Origin of the sequence: Paenibacillus sp. NPDC101420 (genome assembly GCF_050277435.1) — a bacterium.
Classification (GTDB): Bacteria; Bacillota; Bacilli; order Paenibacillales; family Paenibacillaceae; genus Paenibacillus_AQ.
In genome coordinates, this window is sequence record NZ_JBNNSE010000011.1 from 22,911 (window position 1) to 38,852 (window position 15,942).

Below are 15,942 nucleotides of genomic sequence, written 5' to 3' on the forward strand. Positions count from 1 at the left end.
CTCCGTTAGTTGAGAAACTAAGTAGACACCAGAAGGGCCGCAATACCAATCGCCACAAAAATAGCACCTGAGCTCATACCCATGATTCCTCGATTATGTGTATTCTCGTCATACAACATTTTAATTTTTCCAATAGTAGTGGAGAATAATGTTAGAATATCTTATATATAGATATCCAATACTTTCCTGGGAGGAGCACTAATATGCGCATATTCATATATATAGGACTGGCTTTTTTTGTGATCTCTGGTATATGTGTTGGCGGATTTACGACAGGTACTCAGCAAAGAGGGAATTTTTATTCGGAATCCAAAGAAGACCGTAAAATTAAAAACAAAGTAGCGAAATGGTCAGCTTTAGGAGGAGTTCTTTCCTTGGCTATAGCTGGAGTAGTATATTTAATGTGATATTTACCTCACTCAAGTTCAAGAGTGGTAAAGAGTGCAATACAAGACTTTTTACAAGAACCTTTAGACCCTTGATGTCTTTGCCGTTGAGGTTTTTTGTATTTATAATTCTAGTAAAATGGAATTTAATACAACAGTCACAATTATTCTTATCATCTGACATTATTTTATATTTTTCTTGCAAAGGTATATCTTTCATAGGATAATATGGGTATATTTTCCTAGCAAAAGTTGGAAATGGATATTATCTGAGAGGAAGTAGAATATTGAAAACAAAGAAACCTTTTTTTAAAAAATGGTGGTTTTGGCTTATTATTGTTTTTGTTGTAATAGGGGTGATTGGATCACAGGGGAATGATAGTGAACCTACAGTATCAAAATCAGAACCAGCAGTGGCAAAGGTAGATGATACTGCAGCAACAGAGAAACCGGTCGAAACGGAAAAGCCTACCAGCAAGCCTACTGAAGAGCCAAAGGAAACGATGATAACTGAAGTTGGACAAACCATCACAACTAAGAATTTTAAGCTTACAGTTGAGTCTCTGGAAAAGCCTAAGGGAAATGATTATGTACAACCATCAGAGGGTAATGAGTTTGTAGAAATCGGAATTATACTTGAGAATATTTCCAGTAAAGATTATATGGTAAGCTCTATGCTAATGTTCAATGCATACCAAGACAGCTTCTCCATAAATGAAGATCTCTTGGCTCATACTTTGGATAGTCAAGTAGGAACAATGGACGGCGCTTTAGCTGCAGGAAAGAAAATTCGTGGCAAACTAGCTTACCAGCTTCCTAAGGATTGGAAAGAACTTGAAATCAATACTGATTTTACGGTTTTAAGTTTTAGTTCAGATGGAGAAATCAAAATCGTTCTTCAAAATAAATAGGATATTTCACATATAAGAGTCTCGCCAAAGCTGGCGGGGCTTTTTTTATTATTAAACCTGATAATCTGCATTTACATAAAGTACCAAACCGATTATATTGAAAGAAAAGCGTAATGGATGAGGGGTGTTATATTTGGCGAAGATTTTTAATGAAAATACAGTTTCATTTAAACAAAAGTTATCTCCGATCCCTGAGTTTGCTTGGCATACGAGTGAGAGGTTAGCTGAAATCGCTAATTCTAAACATCTTGTCTTCGACATAAGATCGCTTGATCCAGATAAGTATTCCTTTCCTTATCATTTTCATAGAAACGCTGAAGAAATATTTGTGATTTTGACGGGAAAAGCGATGTTAAGAACTCCCGAGGGTTTTAGTGAGGTTTCTGAAGGTGATGTACTATTTTTTGAAATAGGACCTGAAGGAGCGCATCAACTTTATAATCATACGGATGCCCCTTGCAAGTATCTTGATCTCCGAACGAACCAGGGCATAGATGTTTGCGAATATCCGGACTCAGGTAAAATCAACATTCTCCCCTATCAAGAAATTTATCAGGCAGATCAACAAGCGGACTATTATAAAGGAGAAGAGCAGGTAAGGGAGAAATGGAACGGAATGGAGGATCACACTTGATTCAAGATCGATGGTTCACAGTCACGAAAATTGATCCAATTACTTATGCAATCAGTGAATATGGACATTGGGAAAAGGTGCACTCTTTTTTGTTGTTAGGGAAAGAACAAGCGGTGTTGATTGATACGGGATTAGGCATCGATAATATAAAAAGAATAACGGATCAGTTAACGGATTTACCTATCGCTGTCATCACTACGCATGTGCATGCAGACCATATAGGCAGTCATGGACAATTTGAGACGATCTATGTTCATAAAGAGGATGAGGATTGGCTGATTAATGGAATACGAGGTTTGTCCCTTGCCCAGATCAGAAAAGATATGAGCCGAGATATTACTCTTCCTGTTCCTGAGACGTTTGATCCTAATACGTATACACCTTATCAAGGGAAACCAACGGCTCTATTGCGAGAGGGAGATGTGCTTGATTTAGGCGGGCGTAGATTAGAAATTTACCACACACCGGGTCATTCGCCAGGTCATATTAGCATCTTTGATCATGCGAACGGGTATCTGTTTACAGGGGATTTATTGTATGATGTTACGCCAATTTATGCTTTTTATCCCTCTACTAGTCCTGTTGATTTAGTGGCTTCATTAGAAAAGATTGCACAAATTCCAGGTGTATCACAAATATTTGGCTCTCATAATACGTTGGGTCTAGATCCAGCTATTTTGCAAGAGGTTATGAAGGCAGTTCGTGAATTACGTGAACGGGATCTTGTTGCTCATGGTACGGGCATTCACCAATTTAACGGATTTAGTGTGCAATTTTAAAATGAATGTTGGATGCAGCGAAAACGGCCCCCCCCAAAAGGACCGTTTTTTGTCTTTCCTTAAGGTTTTCAAAATTTCTAATTGGGTAAAGTAAAGTGAAGTAATCAGAGGTGGAAGGGGGGCATTTATTCGGATACGATCGACCTGAAGAATGCATGCAATTGTTGGACTTGGGAGTAGGCTTCTTTGTACTGATTGTCGGATTGTTGAATGGGCAATAAGCCTGGCAAGAAGGAGATACTATACACAGGTATTTCATTGCTGTTCATGTATATTTTAAGCGTAAGTTCCTCGATAACATCAGCCTCTTCGTCAACGTTATTAAGCACATTAATATCCGCACTTGAAGCAGTTGATTTGCTGTTTTGTTGTCGTTTAGATACTTTTGAAAGGGTTAGTGCGTTAACAACAATCTCTGATCCCATTATATTGTCGAACGAGTATAGCTTTGCTATTGCTTTTTTGCTTGTTTTTGGATTGCTGGTACCTATTGCTATTTTTTTATAAGGTTCATTAAGGGCGATCAAGTGAGATTGATTGGGCGGAATGAATGTTTTGGTGAATATAATATTAAAAGATGAGGTTGCGTTTAACAGCTTAGAAAGTTCAGAAGAAGTAGATAGTTTTTTTAATTCTATAATAACGGCACTTAGAATTAAGACTCCTCCTACAATGGCAAACATATACATTAAGAAAATCAGCATGTAATCACACCTCCAAAGATCTCAGTAGAGCAAGATTTATTGCTTATTGAAAGATATGCCTGAATTCTCTCTACTAGTATCTGTTAAGAGCGAAAATCGTGGGAATTTAGGAAACGACTACTGATTAGAAAAAGAGAAAGCACCCACAGATCTGCCGATTTTGCAAGCTGGGTGCAAAATTGGGGCAACTGCTGGAGTGCTTTGTTGAGAGCTTTTTAAAATAATTATGTCAAAATCATAAGAAATTGAAGGCTGTGATTTGATCGGTATAAACAATTAGCTGTTTGTATTCGATCGGAGATTCATAGTGAGTATAGGGTCTTACAGAAACATCATTAAGGACTACAAAGTTATAGCTGAAATTTTTATCGGGATGTTCCGCACCTAAATAAGATATGTATTCATCTACAATGACATCATCCATTAGAGATTTTAAGTCAAAAACATCCTCTTTATTGGAGGTGGAAGGGGATATGGTCCCTTGAATACTGCCGAATGAGGTGAGTAAATTTACTTTTTTTCCACTCGCTTGATCGTTATTTAACAATAAGCCAGAGAGTTTAACAAGTGCATCGACTTTAAAATCGACGAGGGTTCTAATTTTTGAGTTGTTCAAAACGAGACACTTCCTTTCAATTTGAAATCCTGTTAACATTATTCGACATATAACCACATAATTCCTATTAGGTCATCAAAAATACATAAATACAAACACGCCCCCTCCATTGAACCATGAGTGAGGCGTGTTTATCTATAGAGATAGATTTAATTCCTGATCGTTACTCGTGTTCCAATCGGAACAATCGCAGCTAGTGCTAACACATCTTCATTGTACATACGAATACAACCGTGGGATACTTCGTGCCCTATGGATGAGGGATCATTATTTCCATGTATCCCATAGTGAGGCTTAGATAGACCCATCCAAAAGACCCCAAATGGACCACCTGGATCGGGTTGTTTGTTAATGATTGTGAATTCACCGAGTGGTGATTGAGTTAACATTTTACCGATTCCGACTGGGAAGCCCCTGATCACAATGTCGTTATCAAGAAGATAAAGCATACGCTGCGTCAGATCAACTATAATCCGGTAATTTGGCATTGTGCAACACTCCTTTCTAATTAAGATATGAGGAGGATGCCTAAACGGTTATTCATTAAAAATGGTCATTTTAGCCCATAAGAACAAATGTTCTGTAATTGATAAATGGAGTTTGATAACAATAAAAAAGCTGTTCTGCATTTGCAGAACAGCTTTTAAAAAAATAAAAGAAAGTATATATTTTTACGATATACCCTATCCTTATACTTCTCGTAGAAACGGATACCGTCCTTTAAAGGGCGGTATCCGTTTTCGCTTGGTAGGAGTGCATACTTAGTGGATATCTCGAAATAATCCGATAACTCTGCCGAGAATGGTCACGCGATTAAGGCGAAGAGGCTCGTACGCCGGATTCTCCGGCTGAAGACGTATATGATCACGTTCTTTATAAAAAGTCTTAACGGTTGCTTCATCTTCTTCGGTCATAGCTACAACGATATCTCCGTTATCAGCCGTTTGTTGTTGACGAACAATAACATAGTCGCCATTCATAATCCCAGCTTCGACCATACTGTCACCTTGAACCGATAACATAAATACTTTGTTATCTCCAACATAGTGAGTTGGAAGCGGGAAGTAGTCTTCAATATTCTCAGTAGCAGTGATAGGAACCCCGGCGGTAACCTTACCTACGACAGGAATGCGCGCGACGGTTTGCGCGAAATGATGGACATTCTCGGAATCCTCTTGGCCAAGCAATTCTATCGCACGAGGCTTCGTTGGATCTCGACGGATAAGTCCCTTCTTCTCTAGCCGATCTAAATGACCGTGAACTGTGGAGCTGGAAGCAAGACCAACAGCTTCTCCAATCTCCCGGACGGAAGGAGGATAACCCTTGCTGCGGACTTCGCTACGTATAAATTCCAGGATCGCCAGCTGGCGACTTGAAATCTTTGACATTGGAATCAACCCCATATAGTAATGTTTGGGAAAATTATAACATAGAACTACCGTTCGCACAAACATAAGTTCTAACTATTATAAATATTAATTCGAAAGAGTTAATAAATGGTAGTCTTGTATTGATTGCGTTTCCTTCATCTAAACAATAAGAGTGATTCTTTATATGAAGAATATGGTAAATATTAACCTCTGAAAAAAAAGAGAACAATTGTTCTAAAATAGTATTGAACAAAACACATGTTCGTGTTATTATAATTTCAAAAGTAAGAACAAGTGTTTGGAGGATGATATTCATGTTAAAATACAGTACATACCGTAGCATCTACGATAAAGCCCCAGTGGTTGAATCTTTAGGACATAATCCTATTACCCGTTATTCAGCTCAGATTAAAGAGATAACAGAGCTTTTGCTTGAAGGCTTGATGCGTTTGTTCCGTAGAGATTTTGTTATTAAACTAACATTGATCATTGTACTCGTACTATCAGGACTTACAGTAGTAGGTAATGTATTTGCAGGATCTACTACTTTAATGAAGGATGAGAAGCGCGTAGTGGTTGAACGTGGAGATACACTTTGGAGTATTGCTCTTGAGAATAAACCTTCTGATATGAAAACGGCTGTATATATAGAAGGAATTAAAAAATCCAATGGCATTAAAGGTAGTCAGATTAATGCTGGAGATATTCTCACTTTACCTATATATTAATATTCTAAGAACATAATAAGAGGACATGAAGAGCTTGCAGGGAGTAAACCTTGACAAGCTCTTTTTCTCATGGCAGAGTTAGAATTAATTTATAAGGGGAGGGAAAGTTTTGAATATTGATGAGTTGGTCGCGCGTATTAACGAATTGGCACGCAAACAGAAGAGCGTAGGCCTTAATCAAGAGGAAACGGCGGAACGCGCCAAGCTTCGTGAAATTTATTTGGGGAATATTCGCAATAACTTCCGAGCACAATTGAATACGATTGAATTGGTCGATAATGATGAGCATGAACAAGGTAACAAGGGGCGTAAGCATTAACACCCTGTTCCTTTTCATAGATATTACTGGATGACTAGGGGGAACGCATATGGCCCGTTCTTGGGAAAGAATGGTTCAACGCAACACGCAGCAAATTAATAAGCAAAGAAAGAAACAGGGGAAGGAAACGATTTACGCATCTAAATCTAAATCTCCTGGTAAGAACAGCGAAACCTTTAAAGGCCGTAACATTGCATTTCCAGTAGTGTTATTAGTGCTTGGTACTATGTTTTGGATGATTGGTTCAGTGGACCAAGCCAAAGGTAATGGTATGCTTATGAACTGGCTAGGAGTCGTTTTGTACTACTTACTAGCGGCACTTCTGTTCTTCCGACGTCCGTACTTGAAGGTAGAGAATGCTAGACTATCTACTATAAAATTCAACCGCGAACGTTATCTGCCAGCTTCTGATATTGAGAAAATCATCCTTTCGCGTGGAGCTGTTGTAATTAAGCATAAAGGCAAACGCACGAAATGGATTTTTACCAGACTTATGAATCGTTATGATACCAATGCAATGGGGACTCGACTGGAAGCATTCGCAAAAGCTCACCAAATTGAAGTAGTTCACGAATAGAAATTAACCAGCCATGGGAGAGGGAGACCTGTAATGCCAATTTCCGCCGTACTATTTGACCTTGATGATACACTGCTCTGGGATGATCGGAGCGTTAATGAAGCATTTCGTTCTGCATGTGAAGCCGCTGGGGATACGATTGATCCACAAGAACTGGAACTTGCGGTGCGTAAAGAAGCCATTGGACTATATGAATCCTACGAAACGAACCCGTTTACAAAGATGATTGGGATTAATCCGTTTGAAGCACTTTGGGGGAACTTTACTGCAGGTGAACAGCCGGAATTCCGTCAATTGGAGCAGCTTGCACCGGGATATCGTAAAGAGGCATGGCGTCGTGGTCTTGCAGCACTTGGTGTAGAGGACGAAGCTCTTGCTGAGACATTAGCAGCCAAATTCGCAGCAGAGCGTAGAAATCGACCTTACATCTATGAAGAAACGATTCAGGTGCTTGAAGAACTGAAGGGAAAAGTGAAGCTATTGCTTCTGACTAATGGATGCCCTGCATTGCAACAAGAGAAACTAGATGGCGTACCTGAAATCGTTCCTTTCTTTGATCACATCGTGATCTCTGGAAGCTTCGGAAAAGGAAAGCCGGATAAGGAAATTTTTCTGCATGCCCTAGAACTTTTAGATATTGCACCTGAGCAAGGAGTTATGGTCGGAGATAAGCTTACAACGGATATTCGTGGTGGGCTGGCAACAGGTTTGACTACAGTTTGGATTAATAGAAAAGGTAAACAGCCAGATCCGGAAATTCAGCCGGATTATGAAATCAAACATCTTGGAGAGCTTCTTTCATTAGTCCAATCTTTATAAAATTTCATTCATTTAAGCTTTAAGAAGGCAGTGAGTTCCTAGGTATCTAGGAGACTTGCTGTCTTTTTTATATCTACATCATAATTAATATGATAGATGAGATTTACTAGTATATGATTTAAGTCACAAGAGTTTAGCTGAATTGATGCGAAATACTGAAAAACCAATAATAATGTGTATAATAGATGGAGAATGTATAACATGAATTGGTAGATTCTTAGTAATCAATTCGACTGGGAGGAATCTAAATGAAGATTTCAAGAACAATAGTTCCTTTATTATTAGGTGCAACACTTTTAGTATTGGGAGGATGTTCATCAGACCAAACTAAACATTCTGGCGTACATAATATGAACATGGACATGTCTATGGAACCTATCAAGGTCGAGTTACATTGGAATCCTGAAGAGGTTGTTGTAAATCAGAAGGTGACCTTTGAAGCAGTGGTGACGCAAGACAACTTGGCAGTAGATGATGCGAAAGAGGTTCTGTTCGAAATTGTGAGTAAAGATGATAGTGAACAGAAAATTGAATTTAAAGGGAAGCTAGTCAGTGATGGAATCTATCAAGCAGAGGGAACACTAACGAAAGAAGGACAATATATTGTTACATCACACGTAACTGCTAGAACTCAGCATTCTATGCCTAATAAAGAACTCTCTGTAAAACCATAATTAAAAGAATAGCAATTCCTATGATTACAGATAATGCAGAGTGGAAAGGAAGGCTTTTCGAAATTCCTTTATTCTGCTAAACTTACTCTAATGTTTTACTGGGGGGACTATACGTTGGCTAAATATACACTTGAGGAAAGCTTACAACAAAGAATATTAATTCTAGATGGTGCAATGGGCACAATGATCCAACAGGTGCCTCTGACAGGTGAGGATTTTGGTGGGGAAGAATTGGACGGCTGTAATGAAATGCTAGTATTAACTCGTCCAGAAGTAATTCAGACGATTCATGAGCAGTATCTTGAAGCAGGTGCTGATCTCATTGAAACGAATACATTTGGTGCAACGTCTGTTGTACTTGCTGAATATGATATTCCGCAGCGGGCTCGTGAAATTAATCTGGTTGCAGCAAAACTAGCCCGTAATGCCGTTGATAAATATGATACACCAGATCGTCCCCGCTATGTCGTAGGTGCGATGGGTCCTACAACAAAGACACTCTCTGTTACAGGAGGCGTCACTTTCCAAGAGCTCGTTGATAGCTACGAGGAACAGGCAGTGGCATTGATTGATGGTCAAGTAGATGCGTTATTGCTAGAGACCTCTCAGGATACGCTGAACGTGAAAGCTGGAAGTATAGGTATTCGAAATGCATTTGAGAAGACGGGTATCAAACTGCCAGTGATGATTTCGGGAACAATAGAGCCGATGGGTACCACACTTGCCGGTCAGAACATTGAAGCATTCTATATTTCTTTAGAACATCTGAAGCCTATCTCTATAGGTCTGAACTGTGCGACGGGTCCAGAGTTCATGCGCGATCATATTCGTTCACTTTCTGCAATCTCTTCAGCGGCTGTGAGTTGTTATCCGAACGCTGGACTGCCAGATGAGAATGGGCATTATCATGAATCTCCTGATTCTCTTGCGCGTAAAATTGCTGCGTTTGCAGAAAAGGGATGGCTTAACATTGCGGGAGGTTGTTGCGGAACGACACCGGAACATATCCGTGCTATGTCGGAGGCACTTTCACAATTCCCTCCACGTCCGCTTGCAGGAAATCATCCGCCGGCACTTTCTGGGATTGAACCTATTTATATTGAGAACGACAACCGTCCATACATGGTTGGTGAACGTACGAATGTATTAGGATCGCGTAAGTTTAAACGTCTTATCGTCGAAGGTAAATATGAGGAAGCCTCAGAAATTGCCCGTGCACAGGTGAAGAGTGGTGCTCAAGTTATCGACGTCTGCGTGCAAGATCCGGACCGTGATGAGATTGAAGATATTAAGCTGTTTCTAGAATTAGTTGTAAAAAAAGTTAAAGTTCCTTTGATGATCGATACTACCGATCCGAAGGTTATTGATCTGGCATTACAGTACTGTCAAGGTAAGGCGATAATTAACTCCATTAACCTTGAAGATGGTGAAGAAAAATTTGAGCTGGTCACTCCATTGATTCATAAGTATGGCGCAGCTATCGTAGTGGGTACGATTGATGAGACAGGACAAGCAATCAAGGCTACGGACAAACTGGAAGTTGCCAAACGCTCCTACGACTTACTAGTGAACAAATACGGATTAGCTGGAGAAGACCTTATTTTCGACACGCTTGTGTTCCCTGTAGGAACCGGGGATGAACAATATATTGGCTCTGCTAAAGAAACTATTGATGGGATTCGTCTAATCAAAGAAGCACTTCCAGGTGTTCATACGATCTTGGGGATCAGCAACGTTTCCTTTGGATTACCGGAAGCAGGACGTGAAGTGCTGAATTCAGTATTCCTCTATGAGTGCACTAAAGCTGGATTGGATTATGCGATCGTAAATACCGAGAAGGTAGAACGTTATGCGTCTATTCCTGCTGAAGACCGTCGTCTTGCGGAGGAATTAATTTATAATACGAATGACGACACGCTTGCTGCTTTTGTAGCCGCCTTCCGAGGGAAAAAGGTTGAGAAAAAAGAGAAAATTTCTAACCTGTCACTAGAAGAGCGTCTGGCTTCATATGTTGTTGAAGGCACCAAAGAAGGACTTATTCCAGACCTTAATGAGGCGCTTACCAAATCAGGACCTTTGGAGATTATCAATGGCCCGCTAATGGCCGGGATGTCGGAGGTTGGACGGCTGTTTAATAACAATGAGTTGATTGTTGCTGAGGTGCTGCAAAGCGCTGAAGTAATGAAGGCTTCTGTTGGTCATTTAGAGCAGTTTATGAAGAAGGATGAGACATCGGTAAAAGGTAAGATCATGCTGGCAACTGTAAAAGGCGACGTGCATGATATAGGTAAGAATCTGGTGGAGATCATCTTATCCAATAATGGTTATCAGATCATTAATTTGGGTATAAAAGTACCACCTGAGACCATTATCGAAGCGTTTCGTCGTGAAAAAGCCGATGCGATCGGATTGTCTGGACTACTCGTAAAATCGGCACAGCAGATGGTGCTGACTGCGCAAGACCTACGCACGGCTGGGATTGATGTGCCTATTATGGTAGGTGGTGCTGCCTTGACTCGCAAGTTCACCAAAACACGTATCCGGCCGGAATATGATGGGCTGGTATTATATGCTAAGGATGCTATGGATGGACTCGATATTGCTAATCGGCTTATGAATCCTGTTGAACGGGAGAAAATTGCCGAGGAAATTCGAGTGGAAGCAGAATCCGCAGTGGCAGTTGCTCCTAAGCAAGAGCTTCCTACGCTGACTAGAGCTGTACGCTCCAAAATTTCTCCAGATGCACCTGTATTTGTTCCACCCGATATAGAGCGCCATGTTATTCGTAATTATCCATTGGGGCATATTATCCCTTATGTGAACATGCAAATGCTGCTCGGTCACCATCTGGGGCTACGAGGTTCTGTAGAGGCGCAATTAGCTGCTGGTGATGAGCGGACTGTGGAGTTGAAAGGTACTGTCGATGACATTCTACATCAAGCGATGCTGGAAGGTACGATTACTCCTCATGCGATGTATCAATTCTTTCCGGCACAATCAAGTGGTAACGATATTATCGTGTATAATCCACAGAATACAGCCGAGATTCTGCATACCTTTACTTTTCCAAGACAAGGTGTTGAGCCTTATCTCTGTCTAGCGGACTTTTTGAAGTCGGTCGACAGTGGAATGATGGACTATGTTGGATTCCTCGTGGTAACTGCGGGACACGGTGTTCGTGAGCTCTCTACAGCCCTTAAGGATAATGGAGATTATTTACGCTCACATGCGTTACAATCTGTAGCGCTGGAAGTAGCAGAAGGATTAGCGGAGCGTGTTCATCACATGATGCGTGATACATGGGGCTTCCCAGATCCTGCAGATATGACCATGAAACAAAGACATGGGGCAAGATATCAAGGGATTCGTGTATCCTTTGGTTATCCTGCATGCCCAGATCTGGAAGATCAGGGACCACTATTTAAACTGTTATCCCCAGAGGATATCGGTGTTCACCTTACAGAAGGCTTTATGATGGAGCCTGAGGCTTCCGTTTCGGCGATGGTATTCGCTCATCCAGAAGCGCAGTATTTTAATGTAGAGAAGCTGTAATTCTTTCATTTATACACCCGGTCTGTAGGGGGATTATATCCCTTTCAGCGGAACCTCCCGTAACTGGGGGGTTTTTTGCTGGAAGAAGGACGTTTAGAATAGATAAGAGATAGTTCAGCCAATATGAAGAAGGGAGGAAGAGGGATGGAATTATATTTTTTAGGTACGAATGCAGGGGTACCAACTATACAACGCAATGTAACGTCGATTGCATTAAGACTTCTGGAAGAACGCCGTAGCATTTGGATGTTCGATTGCGGGGAAGGTACTCAGCATCAGGTTCTTCGCTCACCGATTCGCCTAGGGAAGCTGGAAAAGCTATTTATTACACATTTACACGGAGATCATCTATTTGGTCTTCCAGGTTTATTATCTAGTCGTGGTTATCAGGGAGGGACATCTCCTTTAACGGTTTATGGTCCCCCTGGATTGAAGGGATACTTAGATATATCCTTAGCTGTGAGCCAATCCCGAATTCCATACAAGATTGAGATTGTCGAGCATACAGGAGGAACGGTATTTGAGGATGATGGTTTTAAAGTGGAGGCAGCATTATTAGAGCATCGTATTGATAGCTATGGTTACCGGGTAACGGAAAAGGATAGTCCCGGGAGCCTCAATACGGAATTACTAAAGAGTTATGGCTTAAAGCCTGGACCGTTATATGGAAAATTAAAAAAAGGTGAAGATGTTATAACGGATGACGGTGTTCGTATCTGCGCTGCTGATGTTGTTAGAGAACCTAAAAGAGGGCGTATTGTTACGATCTTGGGAGACACAAGACCTTGTTCAGGAGCTTTAGAACTCTCACTTCATGCAGACCTTATCGTTCATGAAGCAACCTTTGCTCATGATCTGGCAGAAATGGCGTATCAATACCATCACAGTACAGCACGTCAAGCTGCAGAACTAGCAAAGGAAGCCAATGCAGGCCAACTATTGTTGACTCATTTCAGCTCTCGTTACAGTTCGTCTGAAGAGTTGATTCCTTTGCTGGAAGAAGCTGAGCTCATTTTTCCAGAGACATTATTAGCGGAGGAATTCGGCACATATCCAATTTATCGAAGACAAAACGGGCAATTGGGGAAATGATTATTTTCCGGGAAAGCGCAGGAAATGACAGTGCTATGCTAAAAAATGCTGGAAGAGTCTCTCGTTCGATTTCATTCGACGAAGTGTGTTAGATTTAAAGTAATTACAGCGTGAAAGAGGTACGAATGGCTGGAAATCTTGCCGAAAATAAACGGACAATACCACCAAACAAAAAGTATTATTAATCATTCTAAATCCAAGCTGGGCTTAGGTTGAATGTTTATTAATACCATTATTAATTTATCACATTAATTAATTTTTTATGGAAATAGAGGGATTTATAATGGAACAGATTAAAGGATTATTGATTGACTTAGATGGTACGTTATACCATGGGCATAAAATGATTCCTGGTGCTGATTTACTGATTAAAGGTCTGCGTGAAGCGGGCATTCCTTTTTTATTTGTTACCAACAATTCATCGCGTACAGCGGCTAATGTGGCTGCACATTTATGTGGAATGGGAATAGATGCGAAAGCTGAGGAGGTATGTACCTCATCAATGGCGGCCGCACGTTACATAGCTGAGGAATCACCTGGGGCTGCAGTGGCGATACTTGGAGAAGAGGGTTTGCGTGTGGCTTGTACCGAAGCTGGGCTCCGCATCGTCACAGACTCTCCCGATTATGTACTGCAAGGCATCGATCGCTCCTTCAACTATACGTCGCTCTCGCAAGCTTCGCGCTGGATTCTGGGAGGAGCAAAGTTTGTACTCACTAACCCGGACTTAATGCTGCCATCAGATGATGGCATTATGCCAGGCGCAGGTACGATCGGAGCAGCCATCGAGGCTGCTAGTGGAGTGAGTCCGGTAGTGATTGGCAAGCCGGAATCCCATTTAATCAAATTTGCGACAGATCTTCTTGGTATAGAGCCTGAACATGCAGTGGTTGTCGGTGATAATATGCGTACAGATATAGCAGCTGGAGTAAATGCGGGCTGTCGTACAGTTCTTGTATTTACCGGATTAACCAATGCAGAAAATCTTGACCACTATAAAAACCTTACCGGAATCTCACCGGATGAAATTTGTGCCGATTTAACTGAACTTAAAACGTTTCTCGGTGTATAATAGCTAGGATCTTATTACTTCACCAACCTAGAAGGGACGATGAGCTATGCCGGAATTGCCGGAAATGGAGAATTATAGAAAGCTGCTTAGTCAGCATATTATAAATGTGCCAATATCTGATGTAATCGTGAACAGAGAAAAATCAATTAATATGGAAACAGAAGCTTTTAGAAATGCATTGATCGGTGCGCGTGTTGTTTTTGTTGAGCGGCGTGCCAAGTATATTTTGTTTCATCTTCATGATGGACGAAGACTACTTTTACATTTGATGCTTGGTGGAATACTTTTTTATGGCACGGAGGAAGAACGGCCGGATCGTAACACACAAGTCGAAATTGCATTTGGAGATCATACCCTTTACTTCATAGGACTTCGCTTAGGGTATTTACATTTGCTGTCGGTTAAGGAAAGCGAAGCCACAATGGGTAAACTTGGACCTGAGTTGCTGGATCGTCGAATGACGCTGGAACGATTCACAGGATTATTAAAGGGACGGCGAGGTGCGCTCAAAAGCCTGTTAGTAAATCAGCATGTGATGGCTGGAGTCGGGAATTGCTACGCCGATGAGATTGCTTTTGAAGCTAGGCTTTTACCTTCTGCACTAGTACAGAATTTAACAACTGAATCTATAGCCCGTCTTTATGAGAGCATCCAAAAAGTACTGACTGAGGCCACTGAAATTGGTGGGTACATGGAAATGCCGTTTATGACTGGGGATACTGTTACAGGTTCATATAATAATCAATGTAAAGTGTATGATCGTGAAGGCGAGTCTTGTCTTCGTGATGGGGGAACAATTATCAAAACAGAGCTGTCTGGACGCAAAGTGTTTTATTGCCCAGACTGTCAGCATGACCAATAGTCTTCAAATAGGGGCTCATGTCAGCATTCGTGGCGGATATGGGAGAGCTGCCCGATTCGCTTGGGAGAGCGGTGCAACATGTTTTCAATATTTCCCTAAAAATCCGCGTAGTTTAAAACTTAAACAGGTAGATGTACGAGATACGAGGGATTGTGCGCTCTTTTGCCAAGACAAAGGGATTGCTTCGATTGCTCACACACCCTATGGGATTAACATGGCGGCTGGTGTAGATGATGTTACTCCGCGAAAGGTTTATGTATCCTCTCTCTTAAATGATCTAGAGATTGCAGAAGCTTGTGGTTCATTAGGCATCGTTGTTCATTTTGGACATTTTGGTGGAATGGAGCCGTTACAAGGCTATCAAAATATTATACAATGTATGAATGAGGTGCTTCAGTCCTGGGATGGACGTACTAAGCTGCTTATAGAGAATCAAGCGGGCAACCATGGAAATGAAGGAATTACACTTGAAGAACTCGTGAAAGTTCGAGAGCTTAGCCAATTTTCGGAGAAAATAGGATTTTGTTTGGACACCTGTCACGCTTACGCAGCTGGTATCTGGAACCCTGAGCGAACGGAAGACTTCCTTGAACGAGGAGAGCGACTTGGATTTTGGCCACATCTTGTTGCTGTTCATTTAAATGATTCTAAGTTTCCTTTCGACTCAAGACGCGACAGACATGCTGGAATCGGACAAGGACATATTGGAGAGCAGGGGCTGAAAAGCTTATTGTCCTCCAAGCTTTTACGAAGCTCAGCTGTTGTCATGGAAACGGAGAAGGGTGCGGATGGCAGTCACCGAAAAGAAATTGCTACTGTGCGTGGTTGGTTTGAAGCGGAGGCGTAA

General features: G+C 41.2%; 18 protein-coding genes. 14 read left to right on the plus strand and 4 right to left on the minus strand.

Annotated elements, in window-relative coordinates:
• The first annotated feature begins 203 nt into the window (after positions 1 to 203).
• The 4 genes from ACQKMP_RS28595 (at position 204) to ACQKMP_RS28610 (ending at position 2,710) form a co-directional block, all read left to right on the plus strand.
• Entirely contained in the window at positions 204 to 407 is a 204-nt protein-coding gene (locus tag ACQKMP_RS28595; protein ID WP_042188862.1) for a DUF5316 family protein, read from the plus strand.
• A gap of 266 nt (positions 408 to 673) precedes the next feature.
• A complete protein-coding gene (locus ACQKMP_RS28600) occupies positions 674 to 1,297 on the plus strand; it encodes a DUF4352 domain-containing protein (protein WP_339265098.1) in 624 nt (207 codons plus the stop codon).
• A gap of 133 nt (positions 1,298 to 1,430) precedes the next feature.
• Positions 1,431 to 1,931, plus strand: coding sequence for a cupin domain-containing protein (locus tag ACQKMP_RS28605; RefSeq protein WP_052404320.1), 501 nt, complete (start codon positions 1,431 to 1,433; stop codon positions 1,929 to 1,931).
• Positions 1,904 to 2,710: an MBL fold metallo-hydrolase gene (locus ACQKMP_RS28610; RefSeq protein WP_339241624.1), complete on the plus strand. Its 807-nt coding sequence runs from the start codon at positions 1,904 to 1,906 to the stop codon at positions 2,708 to 2,710. Before ACQKMP_RS28605 ends, ACQKMP_RS28610 begins: the two co-directional genes overlap by 28 nt.
• A 125-nt stretch (positions 2,711 to 2,835) precedes the next feature.
• Here ACQKMP_RS28610 and ACQKMP_RS28615 read toward each other — a convergent pair whose 3' ends face one another.
• From ACQKMP_RS28615 to lexA, 4 genes are all read right to left on the minus strand, one after another.
• A complete protein-coding gene (locus ACQKMP_RS28615; protein ID WP_339241622.1) occupies positions 2,836 to 3,414 on the minus strand; it encodes a hypothetical protein in 579 nt (192 codons plus the stop codon).
• Between the two features lie 235 nt (positions 3,415 to 3,649).
• On the minus strand, positions 3,650 to 4,030 hold the full coding sequence (locus ACQKMP_RS28620) for a hypothetical protein (protein ID WP_042188853.1): 381 nt from the start codon (positions 4,028 to 4,030) through the stop codon (positions 3,650 to 3,652).
• Positions 4,031 to 4,179: 149 nt separating this feature from the next.
• Positions 4,180 to 4,518: a L,D-transpeptidase gene (locus tag ACQKMP_RS28625; protein WP_042188851.1), complete on the minus strand. Its 339-nt coding sequence runs from the start codon at positions 4,516 to 4,518 to the stop codon at positions 4,180 to 4,182.
• 273 nt (positions 4,519 to 4,791) lie between these two features.
• Positions 4,792 to 5,418, minus strand: a complete 627-nt coding sequence (gene lexA, locus ACQKMP_RS28630) for a transcriptional repressor LexA (protein WP_042188849.1) — start codon at positions 5,416 to 5,418, stop codon at positions 4,792 to 4,794.
• 296 nt (positions 5,419 to 5,714) lie between these two features.
• On the opposite strand from lexA, the gene ACQKMP_RS28635 reads away from it, so the two are divergent.
• The 10 genes from ACQKMP_RS28635 (at position 5,715) to ACQKMP_RS28680 (ending at position 15,942) form a co-directional block, all read left to right on the plus strand.
• A complete protein-coding gene (locus tag ACQKMP_RS28635) occupies positions 5,715 to 6,128 on the plus strand; it encodes a LysM peptidoglycan-binding domain-containing protein (protein ID WP_339265088.1) in 414 nt (137 codons plus the stop codon).
• 109 nt (positions 6,129 to 6,237) lie between these two features.
• Positions 6,238 to 6,447, plus strand: coding sequence for a DUF896 domain-containing protein (locus ACQKMP_RS28640; protein WP_042188845.1), 210 nt, complete (start codon positions 6,238 to 6,240; stop codon positions 6,445 to 6,447).
• A 49-nt stretch (positions 6,448 to 6,496) separates the two neighbouring features.
• Entirely contained in the window at positions 6,497 to 7,024 is a 528-nt protein-coding gene (locus tag ACQKMP_RS28645) for a hypothetical protein (RefSeq protein WP_042188843.1), read from the plus strand.
• A 33-nt stretch (positions 7,025 to 7,057) separates the two neighbouring features.
• Positions 7,058 to 7,843, plus strand: coding sequence for an HAD family hydrolase (locus ACQKMP_RS28650; protein ID WP_042188841.1), 786 nt, complete (start codon positions 7,058 to 7,060; stop codon positions 7,841 to 7,843).
• Between the two features lie 248 nt (positions 7,844 to 8,091).
• Entirely contained in the window at positions 8,092 to 8,517 is a 426-nt protein-coding gene (locus ACQKMP_RS28655; protein ID WP_427472258.1) for a FixH family protein, read from the plus strand.
• 174 nt (positions 8,518 to 8,691) lie between these two features.
• The gene (gene metH / locus ACQKMP_RS28660) at positions 8,692 to 12,069 is read left to right on the plus strand and encodes a methionine synthase (RefSeq protein ID WP_427472345.1); all 3,378 of its coding nucleotides are present in this window, start codon (positions 8,692 to 8,694) and stop codon (positions 12,067 to 12,069) included.
• Between the two features lie 144 nt (positions 12,070 to 12,213).
• Positions 12,214 to 13,161, plus strand: coding sequence for a ribonuclease Z (rnz, locus tag ACQKMP_RS28665; protein ID WP_340970177.1), 948 nt, complete (start codon positions 12,214 to 12,216; stop codon positions 13,159 to 13,161).
• Positions 13,162 to 13,444: 283 nt separating this feature from the next.
• Complete coding sequence (locus ACQKMP_RS28670) at positions 13,445 to 14,233, plus strand: HAD-IIA family hydrolase (protein ID WP_427472260.1); 789 nt, start codon at positions 13,445 to 13,447, stop codon at positions 14,231 to 14,233.
• Between the two features lie 46 nt (positions 14,234 to 14,279).
• Positions 14,280 to 15,095 (plus strand): Fpg/Nei family DNA glycosylase, encoded by an 816-nt coding sequence (locus tag ACQKMP_RS28675; protein WP_341124961.1) that lies wholly within the window; start codon positions 14,280 to 14,282, stop codon positions 15,093 to 15,095.
• The gene (locus ACQKMP_RS28680) at positions 15,019 to 15,942 is read left to right on the plus strand and encodes a deoxyribonuclease IV (RefSeq protein WP_427472347.1); all 924 of its coding nucleotides are present in this window, start codon (positions 15,019 to 15,021) and stop codon (positions 15,940 to 15,942) included. The genes ACQKMP_RS28675 and ACQKMP_RS28680 overlap by 77 nt, the downstream gene beginning before the upstream one ends.

Excerpts from the sequence above, each read along its gene's own strand:
- ACQKMP_RS28610 (WP_339241624.1), top strand. The coding sequence starts at position 1,904 with ATGGAACGGAATGGAGGATCACACTTGATTCAAGATCGATGGTTCACA.
- ACQKMP_RS28675 (WP_341124961.1), top strand. The coding sequence starts at position 14,280 with ATGCCGGAATTGCCGGAAATGGAGAATTATAGAAAGCTGCTTAGTCAG.
- ACQKMP_RS28680 (WP_427472347.1), top strand. The coding sequence starts at position 15,019 with ATGGGGGAACAATTATCAAAACAGAGCTGTCTGGACGCAAAGTGTTTT.
- lexA (WP_042188849.1), bottom strand. The coding sequence starts at position 5,418 with ATGTCAAAGATTTCAAGTCGCCAGCTGGCGATCCTGGAATTTATACGT.
- ACQKMP_RS28615 (WP_339241622.1), bottom strand. The coding sequence starts at position 3,414 with ATGCTGATTTTCTTAATGTATATGTTTGCCATTGTAGGAGGAGTCTTA.
- ACQKMP_RS28650 (WP_042188841.1), top strand. The coding sequence starts at position 7,058 with ATGCCAATTTCCGCCGTACTATTTGACCTTGATGATACACTGCTCTGG.
- ACQKMP_RS28595 (WP_042188862.1), top strand. The coding sequence starts at position 204 with ATGCGCATATTCATATATATAGGACTGGCTTTTTTTGTGATCTCTGGT.
- metH (WP_427472345.1), top strand. The coding sequence starts at position 8,692 with ATGGGCACAATGATCCAACAGGTGCCTCTGACAGGTGAGGATTTTGGT.
- ACQKMP_RS28670 (WP_427472260.1), top strand. The coding sequence starts at position 13,445 with ATGGAACAGATTAAAGGATTATTGATTGACTTAGATGGTACGTTATAC.
- ACQKMP_RS28645 (WP_042188843.1), top strand. The coding sequence starts at position 6,497 with ATGGCCCGTTCTTGGGAAAGAATGGTTCAACGCAACACGCAGCAAATT.
- ACQKMP_RS28635 (WP_339265088.1), top strand. The coding sequence starts at position 5,715 with ATGTTAAAATACAGTACATACCGTAGCATCTACGATAAAGCCCCAGTG.
- rnz (WP_340970177.1), top strand. The coding sequence starts at position 12,214 with ATGGAATTATATTTTTTAGGTACGAATGCAGGGGTACCAACTATACAA.
- ACQKMP_RS28625 (WP_042188851.1), bottom strand. The coding sequence starts at position 4,518 with ATGCCAAATTACCGGATTATAGTTGATCTGACGCAGCGTATGCTTTAT.
- ACQKMP_RS28655 (WP_427472258.1), top strand. The coding sequence starts at position 8,092 with ATGAAGATTTCAAGAACAATAGTTCCTTTATTATTAGGTGCAACACTT.